This window comes from Lentzea sp. NPDC004789, assembly GCF_053601075.1.
On sequence record NZ_JBSGBE010000001.1, the window covers coordinates 101,214 to 119,813 of the forward strand.

General features: G+C 68.8%; 18 protein-coding genes. 11 read left to right on the top strand and 7 right to left on the bottom strand.

All coding sequences use genetic code 11. From position 1 onward, the window contains the following. The first annotated feature begins 65 nt into the window (after positions 1–65). Together ACWEIJ_RS00445 and ACWEIJ_RS00450 are read left to right on the top strand one after the other, a co-directional pair. A complete protein-coding gene (locus tag ACWEIJ_RS00445; protein ID WP_449835063.1) occupies positions 66–1,940 on the top strand; it encodes a tetratricopeptide repeat protein in 1,875 nt (624 codons plus the stop codon). 27 nt (positions 1,941–1,967) lie between these two features. Continuing rightward, positions 1,968–2,657, top strand: a complete 690-nt coding sequence (locus ACWEIJ_RS00450; protein ID WP_449835064.1) for a hypothetical protein — start codon at positions 1,968–1,970, stop codon at positions 2,655–2,657. Here ACWEIJ_RS00450 and ACWEIJ_RS00455 read toward each other — a convergent pair. The 3 genes from ACWEIJ_RS00455 to ACWEIJ_RS00465 form a co-directional block, all read right to left on the bottom strand. Next, on the bottom strand, positions 2,641–3,084 hold the full coding sequence (locus ACWEIJ_RS00455; protein ID WP_449835065.1) for a DUF6098 family protein: 444 nt from the start codon (positions 3,082–3,084) through the stop codon (positions 2,641–2,643). The genes ACWEIJ_RS00450 and ACWEIJ_RS00455 overlap by 17 nt on opposite strands. 267 nt (positions 3,085–3,351) lie before the next feature. Then, positions 3,352–3,681, bottom strand: a complete 330-nt coding sequence (locus tag ACWEIJ_RS00460; protein WP_449835066.1) for a cupin domain-containing protein — start codon at positions 3,679–3,681, stop codon at positions 3,352–3,354. Further along, positions 3,678–3,803 (bottom strand): hypothetical protein, encoded by a 126-nt coding sequence (locus ACWEIJ_RS00465; RefSeq protein ID WP_449835067.1) that lies wholly within the window; start codon positions 3,801–3,803, stop codon positions 3,678–3,680. The genes ACWEIJ_RS00460 and ACWEIJ_RS00465 overlap by 4 nt, the downstream gene beginning before the upstream one ends. 71 nt (positions 3,804–3,874) lie before the next feature. On the opposite strand from ACWEIJ_RS00465, the gene ACWEIJ_RS00470 reads away from it, so the two are divergent. The 4 genes from ACWEIJ_RS00470 (at position 3,875) to ACWEIJ_RS00485 (ending at position 7,409) form a co-directional block, all read left to right on the top strand. Further along, positions 3,875–5,530 carry an FAD-binding dehydrogenase gene (locus tag ACWEIJ_RS00470; RefSeq protein WP_449835068.1) on the top strand — a complete coding sequence of 552 codons (1,656 nt, stop codon included), beginning with the start codon at positions 3,875–3,877 and terminating at the stop codon, positions 5,528–5,530. A gap of 76 nt (positions 5,531–5,606) precedes the next feature. Then, complete coding sequence (locus tag ACWEIJ_RS00475; protein ID WP_449835069.1) at positions 5,607–6,410, top strand: S1 family peptidase; 804 nt, start codon at positions 5,607–5,609, stop codon at positions 6,408–6,410. 55 nt (positions 6,411–6,465) lie between these two features. Further along, positions 6,466–6,945 (top strand): NADPH-dependent FMN reductase, encoded by a 480-nt coding sequence (locus ACWEIJ_RS00480; protein WP_449835070.1) that lies wholly within the window; start codon positions 6,466–6,468, stop codon positions 6,943–6,945. After that, complete coding sequence (locus ACWEIJ_RS00485) at positions 6,942–7,409, top strand: flavin reductase family protein (protein WP_449835071.1); 468 nt, start codon at positions 6,942–6,944, stop codon at positions 7,407–7,409. The genes ACWEIJ_RS00480 and ACWEIJ_RS00485 overlap by 4 nt, the downstream gene beginning before the upstream one ends. Here the strand turns inward: ACWEIJ_RS00485 and ACWEIJ_RS00490 are convergent. Then, positions 7,398–9,065 carry an FAD/NAD(P)-binding protein gene (locus ACWEIJ_RS00490; protein WP_449835072.1) on the bottom strand — a complete coding sequence of 556 codons (1,668 nt, stop codon included), beginning with the start codon at positions 9,063–9,065 and terminating at the stop codon, positions 7,398–7,400. The two genes, ACWEIJ_RS00485 and ACWEIJ_RS00490, sit on opposite strands and share 12 nt — an antisense overlap. Positions 9,066–9,258: 193 nt before the next feature. Here ACWEIJ_RS00490 and ACWEIJ_RS00495 point away from each other — a divergent pair, with 193 nt between their 5' ends. The 4 genes from ACWEIJ_RS00495 (at position 9,259) to ACWEIJ_RS00510 (ending at position 14,000) form a co-directional block, all read left to right on the top strand. Then, positions 9,259–10,356 carry an LLM class flavin-dependent oxidoreductase gene (locus ACWEIJ_RS00495; RefSeq protein WP_449835073.1) on the top strand — a complete coding sequence of 366 codons (1,098 nt, stop codon included), beginning with the start codon at positions 9,259–9,261 and terminating at the stop codon, positions 10,354–10,356. Next, entirely contained in the window at positions 10,353–10,820 is a 468-nt protein-coding gene (locus ACWEIJ_RS00500) for a GNAT family N-acetyltransferase (RefSeq protein ID WP_449835074.1), read from the top strand. The genes ACWEIJ_RS00495 and ACWEIJ_RS00500 overlap by 4 nt, the downstream gene beginning before the upstream one ends. A 246-nt stretch (positions 10,821–11,066) precedes the next feature. Next, the gene (locus ACWEIJ_RS00505) at positions 11,067–13,100 is read left to right on the top strand and encodes a putative bifunctional diguanylate cyclase/phosphodiesterase (RefSeq protein ID WP_449835075.1); all 2,034 of its coding nucleotides are present in this window, start codon (positions 11,067–11,069) and stop codon (positions 13,098–13,100) included. A 66-nt stretch (positions 13,101–13,166) separates the two neighbouring features. Continuing rightward, positions 13,167–14,000 (top strand): S1C family serine protease, encoded by an 834-nt coding sequence (locus ACWEIJ_RS00510; protein ID WP_449835076.1) that lies wholly within the window; start codon positions 13,167–13,169, stop codon positions 13,998–14,000. Here the strand turns inward: ACWEIJ_RS00510 and ACWEIJ_RS00515 are convergent. The 3 genes from ACWEIJ_RS00515 to ACWEIJ_RS00525 all read right to left on the bottom strand — a co-directional run bounded on the left by ACWEIJ_RS00515 (position 13,997) and on the right by ACWEIJ_RS00525 (position 16,893). Then, positions 13,997–14,272: a type II toxin-antitoxin system VapC family toxin gene (locus ACWEIJ_RS00515; RefSeq protein ID WP_449835077.1), complete on the bottom strand. Its 276-nt coding sequence runs from the start codon at positions 14,270–14,272 to the stop codon at positions 13,997–13,999. The two genes, ACWEIJ_RS00510 and ACWEIJ_RS00515, sit on opposite strands and share 4 nt — an antisense overlap. Before the next feature lie 137 nt (positions 14,273–14,409). Then, positions 14,410–15,642 (bottom strand): class I SAM-dependent methyltransferase, encoded by a 1,233-nt coding sequence (locus ACWEIJ_RS00520; protein WP_449835078.1) that lies wholly within the window; start codon positions 15,640–15,642, stop codon positions 14,410–14,412. Beyond that, a complete protein-coding gene (locus ACWEIJ_RS00525; protein WP_449835718.1) occupies positions 15,643–16,893 on the bottom strand; it encodes an FAD-binding oxidoreductase in 1,251 nt (416 codons plus the stop codon). A 170-nt stretch (positions 16,894–17,063) separates the two neighbouring features. Here ACWEIJ_RS00525 and ACWEIJ_RS00530 point away from each other — a divergent pair, with 170 nt between their 5' ends. After that, positions 17,064–18,599, top strand: a complete 1,536-nt coding sequence (locus tag ACWEIJ_RS00530; RefSeq protein WP_449835079.1) for an acyl-CoA dehydrogenase family protein — start codon at positions 17,064–17,066, stop codon at positions 18,597–18,599. The last annotated feature ends 1 nt before the right edge of the window (position 18,600 follow it).

Sequence of the window (18,600 nt, forward strand, 5' to 3'; positions counted from 1 at the left end):
CGAAGAGGACCCATCTCCACCTGGTGTGCATCTCCCCATCCTGTGTACACGCTTAGCATTGTTCGGTGCGAAACCAGGACCTGCCGCTGTCGGCCTCGTTCCGGGGCCTGCCCGCGGTGCCCGCCGACCAGGTCGTCACCGGGCTGATCCCGCACGAACCTCCCAACTTCCAAACGCCTCCCGCCCTCGCGTTGTTGAGTTCGCCGGTCTGCGTGCTGACGGGACCGCGCGGGGTCGGCAAGACGCAGGTCGCGGCCGCTCTCGCCCGGCAGCGGGTGCGCGACGGGTGGCTGGTGGCGTGGATCGGTGCGGAGACGCCCGACCAGACCAGGGCCGGGCTGGTCGAACTCGCCGACCGGCTCGGGTTGTACCGACCGGAGGACAGTGCCGAGGTCAACGCGGTCCGGGTGCGCAACCACCTGCAGACCAGATCCGGACCTGCGCTGCTGGTGTTCGACAACGTGGTGTCGCTCGACGCGGTCAAGCCGTACCTGCCGTCCGTCGGACCGGCTCAGGTCGTGATCACCAGTACTGCACGGATCGAGCACGAGGTTCGGGTCGAGGTGTTCTCGCCCGAGACCGCACTGCGGTTTCTGCGTGAGGCCACAGGGCTCGACGATCCGCTGGCTGCGGAGCTCGCCGCCGAGGTCGGGTACCTGCCGCTCGCGCTCGCGCAGGCCGCAGCCCGGATCAAGGCCGCCCGGTGGGACTGCGCGAAGTACCTGGAGAACTTCCGGAAGTTCCCTGCCGAGAAGCAGCTGCGCCGACGGGACGGCGACCCGTACCCGCTCGGCGCGGCCACCGCGATCCTCATGGCGCTGGAACCGTTCCGGGACAACAAGCTCGTGGGCCTGCTGTCCGTGCTCTCCCCGGATGGTGTGTCCAGGGAGATCCTGGGTGACGACATCGATGACGAGCTGATCGCGTTGCACGACGCGTCATTGGTGGAGTTCGCCGGCGACTCGTCTGTGGTCATGCACCGGTTGGTGCAGCGAGTGGTTCGCGACTGCGGCCAGGACGCGATGTTGGACGCGACGCACCTCCTCGCGTACCGGGGCCGCCTGGTCGAAGACGACGTCTGGGCACAACGCCGGACAGGCTACGAACTGGTCCGCCAGGTCGAGGCGTTGTGGCAGCACGTCCATTCGGCGAGCCCGCTGGAGGTGGTCGAACCGGCGATCGCGTTGCGACTCTGGGAAGCAAGCTTTCTGGGCAAGCTCGGGTACATATCCCCTGCGACCGCTCTCGCCGAAGTGATCTACAGGGAAGCCGTCGCCCGTCTCTGCGAGGACCATCCACTGATGCACTACGCACGGCGATTCGTCTCGATCGCCGGTGGCACCGGTACGGAGGCGCTGGCGAGCGAGCTGCGGCAAGAACTCGATGAGAAGCCAGCTGATCTCACCACGGTGTTGATGTTGAGCCAGTGCTACTGGTCTCTCGGCAGTACCGATCAGGCCATCGTCTTGCTCGAACAAGTGCTGGGGTCGTGGCGAGATCAGCCGCTGAGCAATGCCGAGTGGGCAAATGCGCTGTACGAGCTCGGACAGGCCTACAAAGAGGCCGGACGAACAGAGGAGGCAATCGCGGTTCTTGAGCACATCATCGAGAAGCAGCCGGCCGAACGAGCGCAGGACTTCGTGACGATCGGTATGCACTCAGCGCTCGGTGACGCCTACGACCTGTTAGGTCGCCGCGAGGATGCGCTGCTCGCCCATGAGCGGGTGTGGACCGCGTTCCAGGAGACCTTCGGACCCAACCATCCATTCACCCTCGCGGCGGAGGGCAGGTTCGGAACGGCCCTCTTCCGCAGCGGTGAGGCAGAACGGGGCAGGTCCATGCTGGAAAGTGCGCTGACCACCGCCCTGGTGCAGCACGGTGACGACAACACGGTCACGGCCATGCTGGGGGCAGCGCTTGCGTCGATTCAGCAGGACTGACGGCTGATCAGGCGCTACCTTGCGCGCATGGACCTCAAGCTGGTCGCCGACGAGCTCTACGGGCTGCCCCCGAAGGAGTTCACCGCGGCCCGCAACGCCGCCGCCAAGCAGGCCGACGACAAGGACCTCGCGAAGGCCATCGCCGACCTGCGCAAGCCGACCGTGGGCGCGTGGGCGGTGAACCGGCTGGTGCGCGACGCTCCGGAGGGCCTGGAGGAGGCGCTGGGGCTGTCCACGGCGCAGCTGACCATGCGTGAGCTCGGCCGCAAGCGCAAGGAGCTGCTGGAGACGCTGGTCTACCGCACGCTGGAGCTGACCGGGCCGCTCGCGGACGACGCCGTCACGCAGGTGCGCAACACGCTGACGGCCGCGATGTCCGACCCCGAGTCGGCCGAGCAGGTGCGTGCCGGGCACCTCACGAAGGCGCTGGAGTACTCCGGGTTCGGGTTCGCGCTGCCGGTGCCGGAGCCCGCGCCGAGTGACGGTGAGGACGCGCTGGCCCGCAAGCGCCGGGAGCGGCAGGAGCGCAGGCGCGCGGAGGCGCAGCAGGCGTTGGACGAGGCCGAGCAGGCCCTCGGGGAGGCGCAGGCCGACCAGCTGGCGGCGCAGCGGGCGTTCGACCGGGCCGCGGAACGGCTGGAGGACGCCAAGCGGGTCACGGCGGCCGCGGAGAAGGCCCGCAAGGCCGCGGAACGCAAGCTCAGCGATCTGAGCTAGACCGGTCCAGCGGGCCCCACTCGGCGGAGTGCTGGGCGTCGACCAGCTTCGAGCACTCCGTCAACGCCTCGTCGGCCACCCACGCCAGCGGCTCCAGGCAGCGAACCAAGGGCTCGTTGTCCGGGCCGCGGCCCACCTCCGCGCCGCGCAGCACCCACGCGCGGACGTCGGGGCCGCGCAGGTCGCGCAGGTGGCGGTAGTCGTACAGCCGGCGCGCCACCCACAGCTCGTGGGAGCGGTCGCCCCACCACGGTTCGATGCGCAACGGGCTCGCGGACAGGCCGGGCAGGTCCACGCCGGTCAGCGAGTCGCGTGACGTCGAGGCGGCGTCCGCGTCCGGGCCCTTCGACCAGCGCACGTAGACGTCGTCACCCAGAAGGCCGACCAGGTCGGCGAGATTCGTGATCGTGGGCAGCTCATCCGTCACACCAGGTGACATACCCCGGTCGAAGCTGAAGGGAACCTGAAGGAATTGAGCCCGGTCACAGTCAAAGCCGACCGGAACACCACGCTCCGGTTGTACGTTCAACAACGTGGTTGGCCGCGGGCGCTCGAGCTGCGCGCCAAGGGCGATCCGACACCCCCAGGTCGGAAAAGCCCTTCCGCAGGCGTCGCGTGCTCGCGCCGCGGTCAACCCGCCGTCGGCCGGCACACCGGAAACCCCCCTCACCGGTTGTGGCGGTCGGCGGCACCCTCACTCAGGCAGGTTGTACTGGTCGTGCCGCTCGTAGAACGCCCGAAGCTCTTCCGGGCCGAGGTTCTTCGCCTCCCCGACCTCCAGGAAGAAGTTCTCCCGGGCGATGCCGGGTGAGAACAGGATCGGCATCCGGACGGGCGCCTCGCTGTCGTTGCGGAACGCGTGCGGCCGGTTCGGCGGCACGTACAGGAAGTCGCCCTCGCCGCCCTTGATCCACTCGTCCCCGTCGTACAGCGAGACCTCGCCTTCGAGCACGTAGAACGACTCGGAGAAGGTCTTGTGGAAGTGCGGGCGGGCGCGCCAACCAACAGCTTCTGGAAGTGTCACTGCTGGTGGGCGTCCATGCGCCACTCGAACAGGCCGAACTCGCCGTTCGTCACCGATCCGGGTGCCACGAATCGGGTGATCCTCGTGCCGAAGCCAACCTCGGAAGCCGGTCGGAAGGTCATGCGAGTACTCCCCAGAAAGTGAACTTAATTCAGGTCTCGTGCGTGACCAGCGGTGGATCTAGACTCGGTCGATGGCACATGACGCGGATGTCATCGTCGTCGGCGCGGGCCTCGCAGGTCTCGTCGCGACCGCAGAGCTCGCGGACGCGGGCCGCAAGGTCATTCTCCTGGACCAGGAGCCGGAGGCGACGCTCGGCGGTCAGGCCTGGTGGTCGTTCGGCGGGTTGTTCCTGGTGGACACCCCCGAGCAGCGCAGGCTGCGGGTCAAGGACTCGCACGACCTCGCGCTGCAGGACTGGATGGGATCGGCGGCGTTCGACCGGGACAGCGACCACTGGCCGCGGTTGTGGGCACAGGCCTATGTGGACTTCGCCAGTGGCGAGAAGCGCGCGTGGCTGCACAACATGGGGGTGCGCTGGTTCCCGTTCGTCCAGTGGGCCGAGCGCGGCGGCTACCTGGCCAACGGGCACGGCAACTCCGTGCCGCGCTTCCACGTCACCTGGGGCACCGGTCCCGGCGTCGTCGAGCCGTTCGAGCGCCGGGTGCGCGAGGGCGTGGCCAAGGGGCTCGTCACGCTGAAGTTCCGGCACCGGGTCACCCACCTCAACGTCTCCAACGGCGTGTGCGACGGGGTTTCCGGCGAGGTGCTGGAACCGTCCGCGGTGAACAGGGCCGAACCCAGCTCGCGCACGGTCGTCGGCGACTTCTCGCTCTCGGCGCAGGCCGTGATCGTCACGTCGGGTGGCATCGGCGGCAACCACGACCTGGTGCGGAGGAACTGGCCCGAGCGGATGGGCACGCCGCCGAAGTTCATGCTGTCCGGCGTGCCGGACTTCGTGGACGGGCACATGATGGAGGTCGCGCAGAAGGCGGGCGCGTCGATCATCAACGCCGACCGCATGTGGCACTACCCCGAGGGCATCGCGAACTACGCGCCGGTGTGGGGCAGGCACGGCATCCGCATCCTGCCCGGCCCGTCGCCGCTGTGGCTCGACGCGGACGGCAACCGGCTGCCGATCCCGCTGTTCCCGGGGTTCGACGCGCTGGGATCGTTGCAGCACATCACGACGCACGGTCACGAGCACTCGTGGTTCGTGCTGAACAAGAAGATCATCGGCAAGGAGTTCGCGCTGTCGGGCTCCGAGCAGAACCCGGATCTGACCGGCAAGGACACCCGCGCGGTGCTCAAGCGCGCGCTGCCGGGCGCGGTGGCGCCGGTCGAGGCGTTCGCGCAGAAGTCCGAGGAGTTCATCCAGGCCGGAACCGTCGCTGACCTGGCGCGCGGCATGAACGCGCTGACCGGGGACGACCGCATCGACGCCGCCGCACTGGAGAAGATCATCGTCGAGCGCGACCGGCAGGTGACTTCGGGGCTGGGCAAGGACATGCAGGTCAACGCGATCCGCGCGGCTCGGCACTTCCTCACCGACAAGCTGATCCGCGTGGTCGAGCCGCACCGGTTGCTCGACCCCAAGGCCGGTCCGCTGATCGCCGTGCGGCTGTCGGTGATCACCCGCAAGACGCTGGGAGGCCTGCACACCGACCTTTCGTCACGGGTGCTCGACACGTCCGGTGAGGTGCTGCCGGGCCTCTACGCCGCCGGTGAGGCCGCCGGCTTCGGTGGCGGTGGCGTGCACGGCTACCGTGCGCTGGAAGGAACGTTCCTCGGCGGCTGCCTGTTCTCCGGCCGCGTCGCCGGACGTTCGGCGGCCGACGCCGTTTCCTAAGTTACCGAGCCGAACTGAGACGGATCATCCGCCGTTCCTTGCCGCGTAACGGAGTTCCCTGCGGAAGGAACGGCGAATGCTTCTACGAGGTGGAATCGCGGCTGTCCTGCTCGCGCTGACGGTGGCGGGCACGGCGGTCGCGGATCCGTCCGCCCAGGTGGTCGGCGGTACGCGAGCGTCCATCAAGGACAGTCCGTTCGCGGTGTACCTGGCACCGACGGGCGATACCCGGCTCCCGTTCTGCACCGGTGTGGTCGTGGCACCGGACAGGATCCTCACCGCCGCGCACTGCGTGGACGAGGGCGTGACGGGACCGAAGCCGATCCCGCTCGACAAGCGCGTGGTCGTGGCGGGACGGGAGAACGTCCACAGCACCGACGAGGGTGTCGTCGCCAAGCTCACGAAGATCGTCATCAACCCGAAGTACGACGGCATCTCGTTCGACTCGGCGGTGCTCACGCTCGACCGGTCGCTCAAGCAGAAGCCGATCAGGATGGCCGGCGCGGCCGACCGGCACCTGTACGCACCCGGCAAGTCGGCCACCGTGCTGGGCTGGGGTGCGGTCAAGGAGGGCGGCAGCACCAACGGTTACCTGATGAAGGCCTCGATCCCGATCCTCGAGGACGAGACGTGCCGCGTCTACTGGGGCAAGGACGACGAGGGCAACGACTTCTACGAGAACCGCTCGATGATGTGCGCCGCGGTCATGAAGGGCGGCATCGACGCGTGCAACGGTGACTCCGGCGGCCCGTTCGTCGCGGGCGGCAGGCTGATCGGTCTCGTCTCGAAGGGCGACGGCTGCGCGCGGCCGAACACACCGGCGATCTACGCGCGGGTCGATGCCATCAACTCGTGGGTCGCCAAAGAGATTTCGCACTGATCCCGCGTGGTGGACGCGGGTTGACGGTCCTCCGGCTTGCGGCTGTGCTGGACGCATGACGCAGATCGGTGTTCTGGTCGGCAACCCGCGGCCCGCCTCGCGCACCCTGCAGGCGGCCCTGGCCCTGCGCGAGGCCCTCGCCTCCACGCTGGGCGTGCCCGTCGAGGGCCCGGTGGTGGACGCGGCGACGCTCGCACCCGCCGTGTTCACGGAACCGGACACGATCAAGGCCGCGCTGGAGACGCTGGGCCAGGCCGACGTGCTGGTGGTGGCGACACCGACGTACAAGGCCGCGTACACCGGGTTGCTGAAGGCCGTGCTGGACCAGGCGCCGTCCGGGTGGTTGCGCGGCAAGGTGGTGGTGCCGCTGCAGATCGCGGCCTCGGACCGGCACGCGCTGGCCGTCGAGGTGCACCTGCGGCCGGTGCTGGCCGAGCTGGGTGCCGTGGTACCGCAGGCGTTGTTCCTCAACGAGGCCTCGCTGCCCGCCGACGTGACCGACTTCGACCTGGACGCGCTGAAGGTGCTGCGATGAAGGAACAACTGCGCAACGCGTTGCGGCACCACGCTCAGGCCGTCACGATCGTGACCGCTCATGGCGCCGACGGGCCGGTGGGCACGACGGTGTCCTCCTTCACCTCGGCCAGTTTCGAACCTCCGCTCGTGGTCGTGTGGATCGGCGAGGGCGCTTCGGTGTGGCCGGTGCTGCGGACCGCGCCGCTGTTCGCCGTGCACCTGCTGGACGCCGCGCAGACCGGGCTCGCGGACCTGTTCGCCACCAAGAACGTCGACCGGTTCGGCCCCGAGACCCGCTGGCGGCCGGACGACGACGGCGTGCCGCTGCTGCTGGACGCGCCGGTACGGCTGCGGTGCCGGACCGCGCGCAGGATCGCGGTCGGCGACCACATCGCGCTCGTCGGCGAACCGCTGGACATCACGCACTCGGACATCGTCGCGCCCCTGGTGCGGCACCAGGGGCGCTACACGTCAGTCGCCTAGGACCTTCAGCAGCTCCCGTGCCACCACGTCGTTCTGCCGGAACGCCGGCGCGTTCGTGTTGGGCCGGGCGAACGCGGCGAAGGACTTCCCGGTCGTGAAGGGGCCGACGGCGAACCTCACCGGGTCCTCCTCGCCGCGGTCGTTGATCAGCCGGCCGGCCGCGGAGACCTTGACCAGTCCTGCCGAGTCCTCCGTGATGTCACCGGTCGCGCGCAACGACTTCAACACCGGATCCGCGGTGCGCGACAGGGTGTGGGCAGGCAGGCGAGCCTCGACCAGACCGTTCGCGCGCACCACCTCGGGCGTGGTCGGACTGCCTGCCAGGAACGCGCCGTCCACGGCCTCCACCCACATGTCGGCGCCGAGGAAGCGCACGATTCCGGCGCGGGACAACGCCAGCAGTTCCTCCAACCGGTCCGGTGGCGGGCCGGAGGCCAGGTAGCTGAAGTAGCCGTGCCACCAGCCGTCGGAAGCGCCCAGCTGGCCGTACACCGACAGCAACGCCAGGAAAGCGCCCAGATCCGCGCTGTACCGAGGATTCGAGCGACGCGCCACATCCGCCTCGACGTAGGAACGCAGGTGTTCCTGGAAGTCCGCCGACGACGTGAACGTCAGGCCGTCGAGCGGACGGTCGAGCTTCTCGAAGTCGATGCGGTCGGCCACGTCGGGTACCGCACGGGCCTCCAGCGCGCGCATTTCGTCGCTGTACCAGGGCAACTCGGCGAAGGCGGCCTCGAACTCCGCGAACGGCAGGCGCACCAGCTCCGGATGACCGGTGAACAGCTCGTGGTAGTGGCCCCACGCGATCTCCTTGGCCATCAACGGCCACGTCTCGGCGCTGAAGGGCACGGGACCGGAGAAGAAGCGCGGCAACGCGGGCCTCTCCCCCTGCAGGCGATAGCTGGTCTTCGAGTGGTACGGCACGCCCCGCCGCGAGCCCACGTAGATCGTCGGCTCGGCACCGGACGGAAGGTATTCCAGCCGATCCGAAGAGCGCACGTACGCACCGCCACGGCCCTCGGTCAGCAACACCATCAGGTCGATGAAGGCGAGCCCGAACCCGCGCAGCACGACGTCTCCCGCGACCTCCGACAGATCAGCGTCGGCGGAGTACAGCGGCGGCACGTAGACCAGGCCGTGCGCCGAGGCGTGCTCGGCGAGCTTGCGGTGCTCGGGCTCCGGTTCGGCGTCGAGGTGCCCGAGCGCCAGCACGAGCGCGTCGGCCCGCAGCGACTCCCCGCTGTCGAGCCACACCCGGTTGCCGACGACCTTCGACGCCCGTGCCGAATGCACGGTCACCGAGATGTTCTGCGGCAGAGATTCCCTCACGTGGTCGAAGAACCACGACAGATATCCGCTCTGCACCTGACGTGACGGGAACGACGTCGGGTCGACGTCGCACCACTCGGACAGCGACGGGCCAGGACGAACCGGACCGGCGCCGCCGAAGCTGGAATCGGTGAAGACGGTCACGTCCTCGGCCATGGAGTTCATGCGCAGCAACGGTGATTGCGCATGCCGCCACACCCGGCCCGCACCAGGCGGAAACGGGTCGACGACGTGCACCGCGAGCTCCAGCGACGGTTCCTGGGCGGCGATGCGTTCGAGCAGGCCGACGGCACGAGGGCCGCCGCCGATGATCACGAGTGAGCGCATGCGCGTCTTTCCGTTGACGGCCAACGAGAAACGAACCGCGCCCCTCAACGCGAACACCACCAGAGTACCCCGCGTGTGCAAGCAAATCCCGCTCTGTGGACGTCGTTGCGACCGGGGCGGGCCGGTGCTGGACTCGCAGGGCGTCTCCCTCAACGCACCGGAAGATCTCACCGCCAACTCTGGGGAATCCGCCATGCCAGTCGAGTTTCTCGGGATCGCCGCCACGAACGACGGGTCGGAGACGACACCGCGCTCAGGCCGTGCGTTCGACAAGGACTACACGATCAGGCTCGCTCGGGCGCACGAGGAGCACGGCTGGGACCGCGTGCTGTTCGCGTACGGGTCGGGCGCGCCGGAACCCGCGTCCGCGGCGGCGTACCTGGCCGCGAAGCTCGACAAGCTGCAGATCCTGCTGGCGCACCGGCCGAACGTGTCGTACCCGACGTTCGCGGCCAAGACGTTCGCGACGCTCGACCAGATCAGCGACGGCAGGCTCACGGTCCACTTCATCACCGGCGGCACCGACCACGAGCAGCAGCGCGAGGGCGACTACCTGACCAAGGACCAGCGCTACGGCCGCACCCGCGAGTACATCCAGATCGTCAAGAAGGCCTGGCTCAGCAGGGAAGCCTTCGATCACGACGGCGAGCACTACCACTTCGCGGACTTCGTGAGCGACGTTTTCCCGGTGCAGCAACCACGTCCGAACGTGTCGTTCGGCGGCTCCTCCGCCGCGGCCTACGAGGCGGGCGGCGCGGAGGCGGACATCTTCTGCCTGTGGGGCGAACCGCTGGCCGAGACCGCGCAGCAGATCGAGTCCGTCCGGCAGGCGGCGAGGAACGCGGGCCGCACCGACGTGCCGCGGATCCAGGTGGCGTTCCGGCCGATCATCGCGCCGACCGAGGAACTGGCCTGGGAGAAGGCGTATCGGACGCTGGACCGGATCGAGGCGCGGAAGGCCAACGGCCCGTTGAGCCGCCGACATTCGCTGACCAGTCCGGAGAACACCGGTTCGCAACGGCTTCTGGCCGTCGCGGAACGCGGCGAGCGCTTCGACCGTGCACTGTGGACACCGACGGCGAAGGCCACCGGCGGTGCGGGCAACTCCAACGCGTTGGTCGGCACGCCGGAAACCGTCGCGCAGGCGTTGCTGGACTACTACGACCTCGGCGTCGACATCCTGTCGGCACGCGGCTACGACCTGCTGGACGACGCGATCGACTTCGGCCGGTACGTGATCCCGCTGGTGCGCGAAGAGGTCGCGAAGCGAGACCGGGCCAAGGCCGCATGACCACCCTCGAAGTGCGCCGCGTCCGGCAGTCCGATCCGGACGCGGCGCCGTTGGTGGCCGAGCTGACGTACGAGTACACGACCCGCTACGGGCCACAGGGCGCGCAGGAGATGCAGCGCCCGGCGGACGTGTTCGAGCCGCCGCACGGGCAGTTCCTGCTGCTCGTGGAGGCCGGCGAAGCGGTCGCGGGCGGGGCGTTCATGCGGTACGACGAACAGACCGCGGAACTCAAGCGGATCTGGACGCACTCGCGCCATCGCCGGCGCGGGCTCGCGCGCCGGATCGTGGAGGAGCTGGAGAGGGAGGCACGGGCGTTCGGCTACCGCCGGATCTACCTGACCACGGGGCCGCGCCAGCCGGAGGCGAGGGCGTTGTACCTCGCGACCGGGTACCGGCCGTTGTTCGACGTGGACGCGGACCCACTGACGATAGGTCCGTTGCCGTTCGACAAGGTGATTCACTAGTTCAAAAGGGTGAATTGTCGGCCGATCCCGGGACGCGTGACCGGGAATCGGGGTTCGGTTGGACAGGCCAGGCGTGATCAGTAAGCTTGTTCGCTGGACCCACACCCGGTGGTGGTACCGCGCGGGATGTCACCCGTTCGACCGAATCTGGCGGAAGTGGGTCAGTGCAGGCGTATCGATTGGCGCCCGACGATCGATCAGCAGATCACACCGGTCCCCACGAATGGCCACCTGAGCTGAATGAACATGGTCGACAGCCGAGAGCCCGCCGTTGCCTGGGCGGCGGCGATCTCCAGCACCCTCCTCGCGAACCTCACTCGCGAGAAGCTCGAGGAACTGCTCGGCGGGTACGTCGAGCAGCTGCTCGGTGGCGGTGTGGACGCGGCGCGGCAGGTCGGCCACTCGATGGTGAAGAACGACTTCATCTCCTCGGCGACGCTGGAGCAGACGCTCACGTACCTCGGTGAGCACACGCCCGCCACGCCGGCCCAGCTGGCCGCGCTCGCCGCCGGGTACGCCGAGGGGCTGCGCGACCGCACGCTCGACCAGCAGGAGATCAGCCGCACGGCCGCGATCAACACGATGCGCCGCGCCGAGAACGCGGTGCGGGCGAGCGAGGCGAAGTTCCGGGCGATCTTCCAGAGCTCCGCGTTCCCGATCGTCGTGGTCGACCTCAAGGGCAAGATCATGGACGTCAACGAGGCGTTGCTGACGATGCTCGACTACCGGCGCGAGGATCTGGACAAGATCACCGGCCGCGATCTCGCGCACCCCGAGGACCGCGAGGCGCTGCGGGAGATCGGCCAGACGCTGATCAACACCGACCTCGACCACATCAGGGTCGAGAAGCGGATGATCCGCAGCGACGGCGAGACGATCCAGACGCACATGGCGATCTCGCTGGTGCACGAGAACGACGACACGCCGCCGTACTTCGTCACGATGATCGAGAACATGAACGAGATGCGGGCGTTGCAGACGCAGCTCGTCCGCCAGAGCCTCAACGACATGCAGACCGGGCTGCCGAACCGGACGCAGTTCCTCGGCTGGCTGGAGGGCGCGGTCGGCTCCAAGGGCCCGGAGACGCTGGCGCTGGTGCAGGTCGACGTCGACGGGTTCCGCGGTGTGAACGACGCGTTCGGGCACGAGGTGGGCAACCGGGTGCTGATGCAGGTCGCCACGCACCTGCGGGCCGTCTTCTCCGAGGGGGTCGGCAAGGTCGCGCGCATCGGCGAGGACGAGTTCGGTGTCCTGATCAAGGACCCGCGCGACGTGCGGGGCGTGATCGCGCTGGTCGAGGACTTCACCGCGCGGCTGGAGGAGCCGATCTGGATCGGCGGGCACGGCGTCGGCGTGACGGTCAGCGCGGGCATCGTGGCGCGGGCCGCCCGCGGTGGCGACGCGGTGGACCTGCTGCGGTCGGCGGACGTCACGGTCGGCTGGGCCAAGCGCGACGGCAAGGCGCAGTGGGCGTTGTACGACCGGGACCGGGACCTGCGCGACAAGAAGCGGTACGCGCTCGCCGCGTCGATCCCCGGCGCGCTGGAGGAGGGCCAGTTCCGGGTCGACTACTTCCCGGTGCGCTCGTTCGCCGACGGTGCCGTGCTCGCCGTGGAGGCGAAGATCGTCTGGGACCACCCGGTGCACGGCGTGCTGTGCCCGGAGCTGTTCATGGACCAGTCCAACGACAACGGCATGATCGTCCGCCTCGTGCGGTGGGCGCTCTCCGAGGCGTGCGCACAGGCCGCCGAGTGGTGTGCCGCGCTGGGCTCTCAGGCGCCCGTGCTCTCCATCGACCTCCCGCTGCGGCTGTGCCAGGAACCCGAGCTGGTCGCCGAGGTCGCCCAGGTGCTGGACCGCACCGGCCTGCCCGCCACCCAGCTGCGCTTCGAGCTGCACGAGCACCTGCCGTCGTTGTTGAACGACGACCAGCTGGAAGAGCTGACGATCCTCGCCGAGCGCGGCATCGGGCTCGTGCTGGACCAGGTGAACGGTGGCAACGTCGGCGTCGACCGGCTGCGCCTGCTGCCGTTGAGCGGCGTGAAGTTCACCGGCGCCGTCGTGCGCGGTCTGGACGACGGAGCGAACCGGGTGGACGAGAGCGCGTCGGTGGCGTTGCTGAAGTGGGCGTCGATCCTGCGCCTGCCGCTCTACGCGGAGGACGTGCGGACCGCGGCCTCGGCCGCGCGGCTGGGCGAGCTGGGCGTCACGGCCGGACAGGGCCCGCACTTCGGGCCGCCGCTGTCGGCTTCAGACGTCTCTTCGCTGCTTCTCAGCTAGTTCTTATCAGGGATTCTTTGGCTTTTCCCACAGGCTGCTCACATGATGGCGGTCCATCGTGGAGCCATGACCGAGCAGAGCTTCCCCGCGATGAGCGGGTCACTGGTGGAACCGCAGCCCGCCGTTGCCCCGGCGCCGAAGTTCTGGCGCCGCACGGCCCCGATGCTCACCGCGGCGGCACTCGTCGCGGGCCTGTTCGGAGGGGTCACCGGCGCGGTGATCGCCTCACCGGACGGCACCTCGCCGAGCAGCTCCGTGGTGGCGCAGACGGTCTCCAACACCTCCACATTGGACTGGTCGTCCGTGGCCTCGAACGTGCTGCCCTCCGTGGTGCAGGTCAACGTCGCCAACGGCCTCGGCTCCGGCGTGATCCTGTCGGCGGACGGCAGGATCCTCACCAACAACCACGTCGTCGCCTCCTCCGGCGGCAAGGTGACCGTGACGCTGAACGACGGCCGCGAGGTGCCGGCCACCGTCGTCTCCACCGACCCGACCTCGGACCTCGCCGTGGTGCAGGCGTCCGGCGTCTCCGGCCTGACCCCGATCAAGTGGGCGAACTCCGACTCCGTGAAGGTCGGCGACGCGGTGATGGCCATCGGCTCGCCGTCGGGCCTGCAGGGCACCGTGACCACCGGCATCGTCTCGGCACTCGACCGCAAGGTGACCGTGCCCGGTGAGACCCGCCGCTCGCAACCCGTGACGTACCAGGCGATCCAGACCGACGCGTCGATCAACCCCGGCAACTCCGGTGGCGCGCTGGTGAACGCTGCCGGTGAGCTGATCGGGATCAACTCGGCGATCTACTCGCCGGCGTCGAGCAGCGGTGAGGCCGGAAGCGTGGGGATCGGGTTCGCGATCCCGTCCAACCAGGCCAAGACGATCGTGGACCAGCTGAGCTAGGAGATCACGTGCGACGTGCGCTTGGCACCCGACGCGGAGGCCAAGCGCACGTCGCACGTGATGAGCGTGGCGCGCAACTGCTCGGCGAGAGCGACGTACGCGGCGTCGTAAGGGGTGATGTTGTCCCGCAGTTCCCACATGCGGGGCAACAAGGCCGCCAATGCCATGCGTCGCACAGGCAACCCGGCCAGGTGGTGCAGCGCGGACGGCACCACCGCCGCCAGAGCAGGATTGCCCCGCGCCATCGTCCGCAGCGCGGAGACCACCTCCACGTCGAGGTGGATCGAGTTCGAGCCGCGAGCCGTGGATGAGGCGCTCCCACCGACCTGGCGGCGCCGTTCAGCACGATGGAGCGGGTGTCCAACATCGGCCGGTCACCCGCTCCATCACACGTCGCGGCAGGTACAGGTCAGGACAGCCAGTCCGGCCGCAACGGCATGTGCGACCTCGTCCCGTCCAGCTTCACCCCGAGCACCTGGTGCAGCTGGATGTTGTTGCGGTCGAACCCGAGCCGCGACGCCGCCAGGTACAGCCGCCACACCCGAGCCCGCGCCTCCCCGACCTCCTCCACGGCCTCTTCCCAGTGCGCTTCCAGGTTGCGGCCCCACGCGGCGAGCGTCAGCGCGTAGTGCTCGCGGATGTTCTCCTCGTGCCGCACCTCGAACCCCACGTCGTGCATCTGCGACACGATGTGGCCCGGCCCGACCAGCTCACCGTCCGGGAACACGTACCGGTTGATGAACGGCCCGGACAGGGCGCGCTCCTTGTTGTTCGGCCGCGTGATGCAGTGGTTCAGCAAACGGCCGCCGGGCTTGAGCTTCTTGTACAGCGAGGAGAAGTACGCGGGCAGCTGGGCCTTGCCGATGTGCTCGGTGAGACCGATCGACGACACCGCGTCGAAGCCGGTCTCGCGCACGTCGCGGTAGTCGAGGTGCCGGACCTCGGCGAGGTCCGACAGGCCGGCCTCGACGATGGCCTTCTGCGCCCATTCCGCCTGGTTGCGGGACAACGTGACGCCGATCGCGCGCACCCCGTACTCGCGGGCCGCGTGCATGACCATGCCGCCCCAGCCGCAGCCGACGTCCAGCAGCTTCATGCCGGGCTTGAGTCCCAGCTTGCGGGCGACCAGGTCGTGCTTCTCGAACTGGGCTTCCTCCAAAGTGGACTCAAGGGTCGGGTAGACCGCGCAGGTGTAGGCCATCGACGGGCCGAGGATCCACTCGTAGAACTGGTTCGACACGTCGTAGTGGTGGGCGATGGCGGCCTGGTCGCGGGCCTTCGAGTGCCGCAGGCCGCGCAGGCGGGTCTCCTGCGGCGGTGGCGCCACCTTGTGCGACAACCGGATTCGGCCGAGGAACCGCAGCAGCTCCACGCGTTGCAGCCACGGGAGCTCCCGCAGGGAGAACTCGGAGAGCTGGGAGAGGCCGGCGTGCACGTCGCCGAGGATCTCCAGGTGGCCCGTCACGTAGGCACGGGCGAGACCCAGCTCACCGGGTGCGGAAGCCAGGTAGGACAAGGCTTCCGGTGTCTTGATGTCGATGGACACCGGGGCCTGCGAAGGGCCCGCGGTACTGCCGTCGTAGGCCTGGAAGCGAACGTCGCTGCCACCCGTGATGCGCTGGAAAATGGAGGCCAACCGCATTCATCGTCCCCTGACACACTTGGCGTACAGATCAGGCAAGCGGTTCGTCTGGTCGTACCGGGCCTTCACGGACCGGTAGTGCGAACCGTTGTAATGCCGCCAGAACTCGTCCTCGTCGTAGTAGGAGTCCGAGTACAGCGACTTGTGGCCGCCCAGCCGCGCCACCTCGCGCTCGATCAGCCGGTTGCGGTCACCCATGCGTTCCCCCGGCCGCACCGGGACCTCCGACCAGAACCCGACGTTGACGTACAACGTGTCCGGGTCCATCGGGTACAGCGGCCACCCCGTGTTGTCGCGCAACCGGACGGGGCAGAGCCACACCGGCGAGATGCCGATCTCGCGGTCGAAGAAGTCCAGGAAGTCGGCCAGTGCGCCGACCGGGATCTCGACGTCCTGGATCACCGGCTCGACGTCCACCCGCGGCCTCAGCTGCCGGTGCTTGGCCACGAGCTTGCGGTACACGTCCGAACGCAGGTAGCGCTTGGGCCACAGCCGCCGCACCACCGGGTTCTGCGCACCGAACGCGCGGGAGCACCAGAACCAGTCGGTGTCCCAGCGCCACAGGTAGTCGTGGATCGTCAGGTGGTCCGTGCGGCGTTTCTGGATGGACCGGTAGTAGATCTGGTTTCCGGTGTAGTCCGACGTGTACGGAGCGATGTCGGCGTAGTGCCCCAACGTCAGGTACATCTCGCCGCGCGAGAACACCGTGCCGTCGACGAAGTCCGCCGAACCGTCCGAACACACCTCCTCGATGACGGCCGCGCATTCGGCGAAGGAGCCGAACGGCACGTGCCGCAGCCGGACGTACTGCCGCACCGGTTCCAGCTCGATCTCCAGCCGCAACGCGTAACCCAGGGTCCCGTAGGAGTTGGGGAACGCGCGGAACAGGTCGTCGTCCGGTTTGGCCACGACGACCTCACCGTCACCGGTGAGGATCTCCAGCTCCCGCACGGACTCGTGCGGGAGACCGTTGCGGAAGGACGTGGACTCGATGCCCAGTCCCGCCACCGCGCCGCCGATCGTGATGGTCTTGAGCTGCGGCACCACCAGCGGCATCAGGCCGTGGCGCAGTGTCGCGGCGACGAGGTTCTCGTAGGTGGTCATGCCTTGCACCTGCGCGGTGCGTCCGACCGGGTCCACCGCCAGCACCCGGTCGAACCTGCCGACGTCCAACCCGCCCGACTGCTCGGTGCGGAACCGGAACAGGTTCGACGTCTTCTTCGCGAGCCGCACCGGCGCACCTTCGCGCATCGCGGCGTACTGCGCGGTCAACGCAGCAACGGCCGTGCTGTGCCCATGGTCACTCACCAGCACGACGTTATTCCTCGTCAGCGCCGTTGGCACGCCCAAAAGCCCGAATGGGCCAGCGATCTTTCCTCACACCCTGCCCAAAGTTACCAACCGGTAGTAACGTGCGAGGCATGGCTACCCACGAGGTGACCAACCAGGTTCCGCCGCTGAGCGGTCACGACGTCGCCGCCGACCCGGCACTGCTGAGCTGGGTCGACAACCCCGAGCTGCACGAGCTGGGCAGGCTCGCGGGCAGCGAGGAGTGGCAGGAGCGAGGGCGGCTCGCGAACACGTATCCGCCGGTCCTGCGCACGCACGACCGGTACGGGAACCGGATCGACGAGGTCGAGTTCCACCCTGCCTGGCACGACCTGATGAACGTCGCCGTTTCGCGGGGATTGCACGCATATGTCGACGGCGAGCACCTCGAAAGGGCCGCGAAGTTCTACGTGTGGTCGCAGGTCGAGGCAGGCCACGGATGCCCGATTTCGATGACTTATGCAGCTGTGCCCGCTTTGCGCACATCGCCGGAGCTCGCCGAGATCTACGAACCGCTTCTCACCATTCGGGACTACGACTTCGGTCTCAAAGCCCCTCTCACCAAGCGGGGTCTCATCGCCGGCATGTCGATGACCGAGAAGCAGGGCGGGTCGGACGTCCGCGCGAACACCACGGTCGCGAAGCCGGTCGAGGACGGCTACGTGCTGACCGGGCACAAGTGGTTCACGTCGGCGCCGATGTCCGACGTCTTCCTCACCCTGGCGCAGGCGCCCGGCGGGCTGACCTGCTTCCTGGTGCCGCGGGTGCTGCCGGACGGCACGCGCAACCGGTTCTTCCTGCAGCGGCTGAAGGACAAGCTGGGCAACAGGTCCAACGCGTCCGCCGAGATCGAGTACGACGAGGCGTTCGCGTGGCGCGTCGGCGACGAGGGCCGCGGCGTGCGGACGATCATCGAGATGGTCAACACGACCCGCCTGGACTGCGTGCTCGGGTCAGCGGCGTGCATGCGCGCCGGGCTGCGGCAGGCGGCGCACCACGCCGCGCACCGCAAGGCGTTCGGCGAGTACCTGATCGACCAGCCGGCGATGCGCAACGTGCTGGCGGACCTGGCCGTGGAGTCGGAAGCGGCGACCACGGCGGCGATGTGGCTGGCGCAGAACCGGCCGCGACTCGGGCTCGCGGTCACCAAGTACTGGGTGTGCAAGCGCGGTCCGGTGCACGCGGCCGAGGCGCTGGAGTGCCTTGGCGGCAACGGTTACATCGAGGACAGCGGGATGCCGCGGCTGTTCCGCGAGTCGCCGCTGATGTCGATCTGGGAGGGGTCCGGCAACGTCGCCGCGCTGGACGTCCTGCGCGCGATGAAGAAGGAACCCGAGTCGGTGCAGGAGTTCCTGGCCACCGTCACCGGGGTCGACCCGCGCATCGACGACGCGCTGAAGGACCTCGGCACCGCCCTGTCCGATGTGGACGAGTCGCAGGCCCGCCGGGTGGTCGAACGCATGGCGCTGATCCTGCAGGGCGCCCTGCTGGTCAGGCACGGGCACCCCGCGGTCGCGGACGCCTTCGTGGCCTCACGGCTGGGCGGGGACTGGGGAGTCGCCTTCGGGACGCTCCCCAGGTCCACCGACTTCGCCGCCATCATCGACCGAGCGGTGCCCAAGCTGTGAC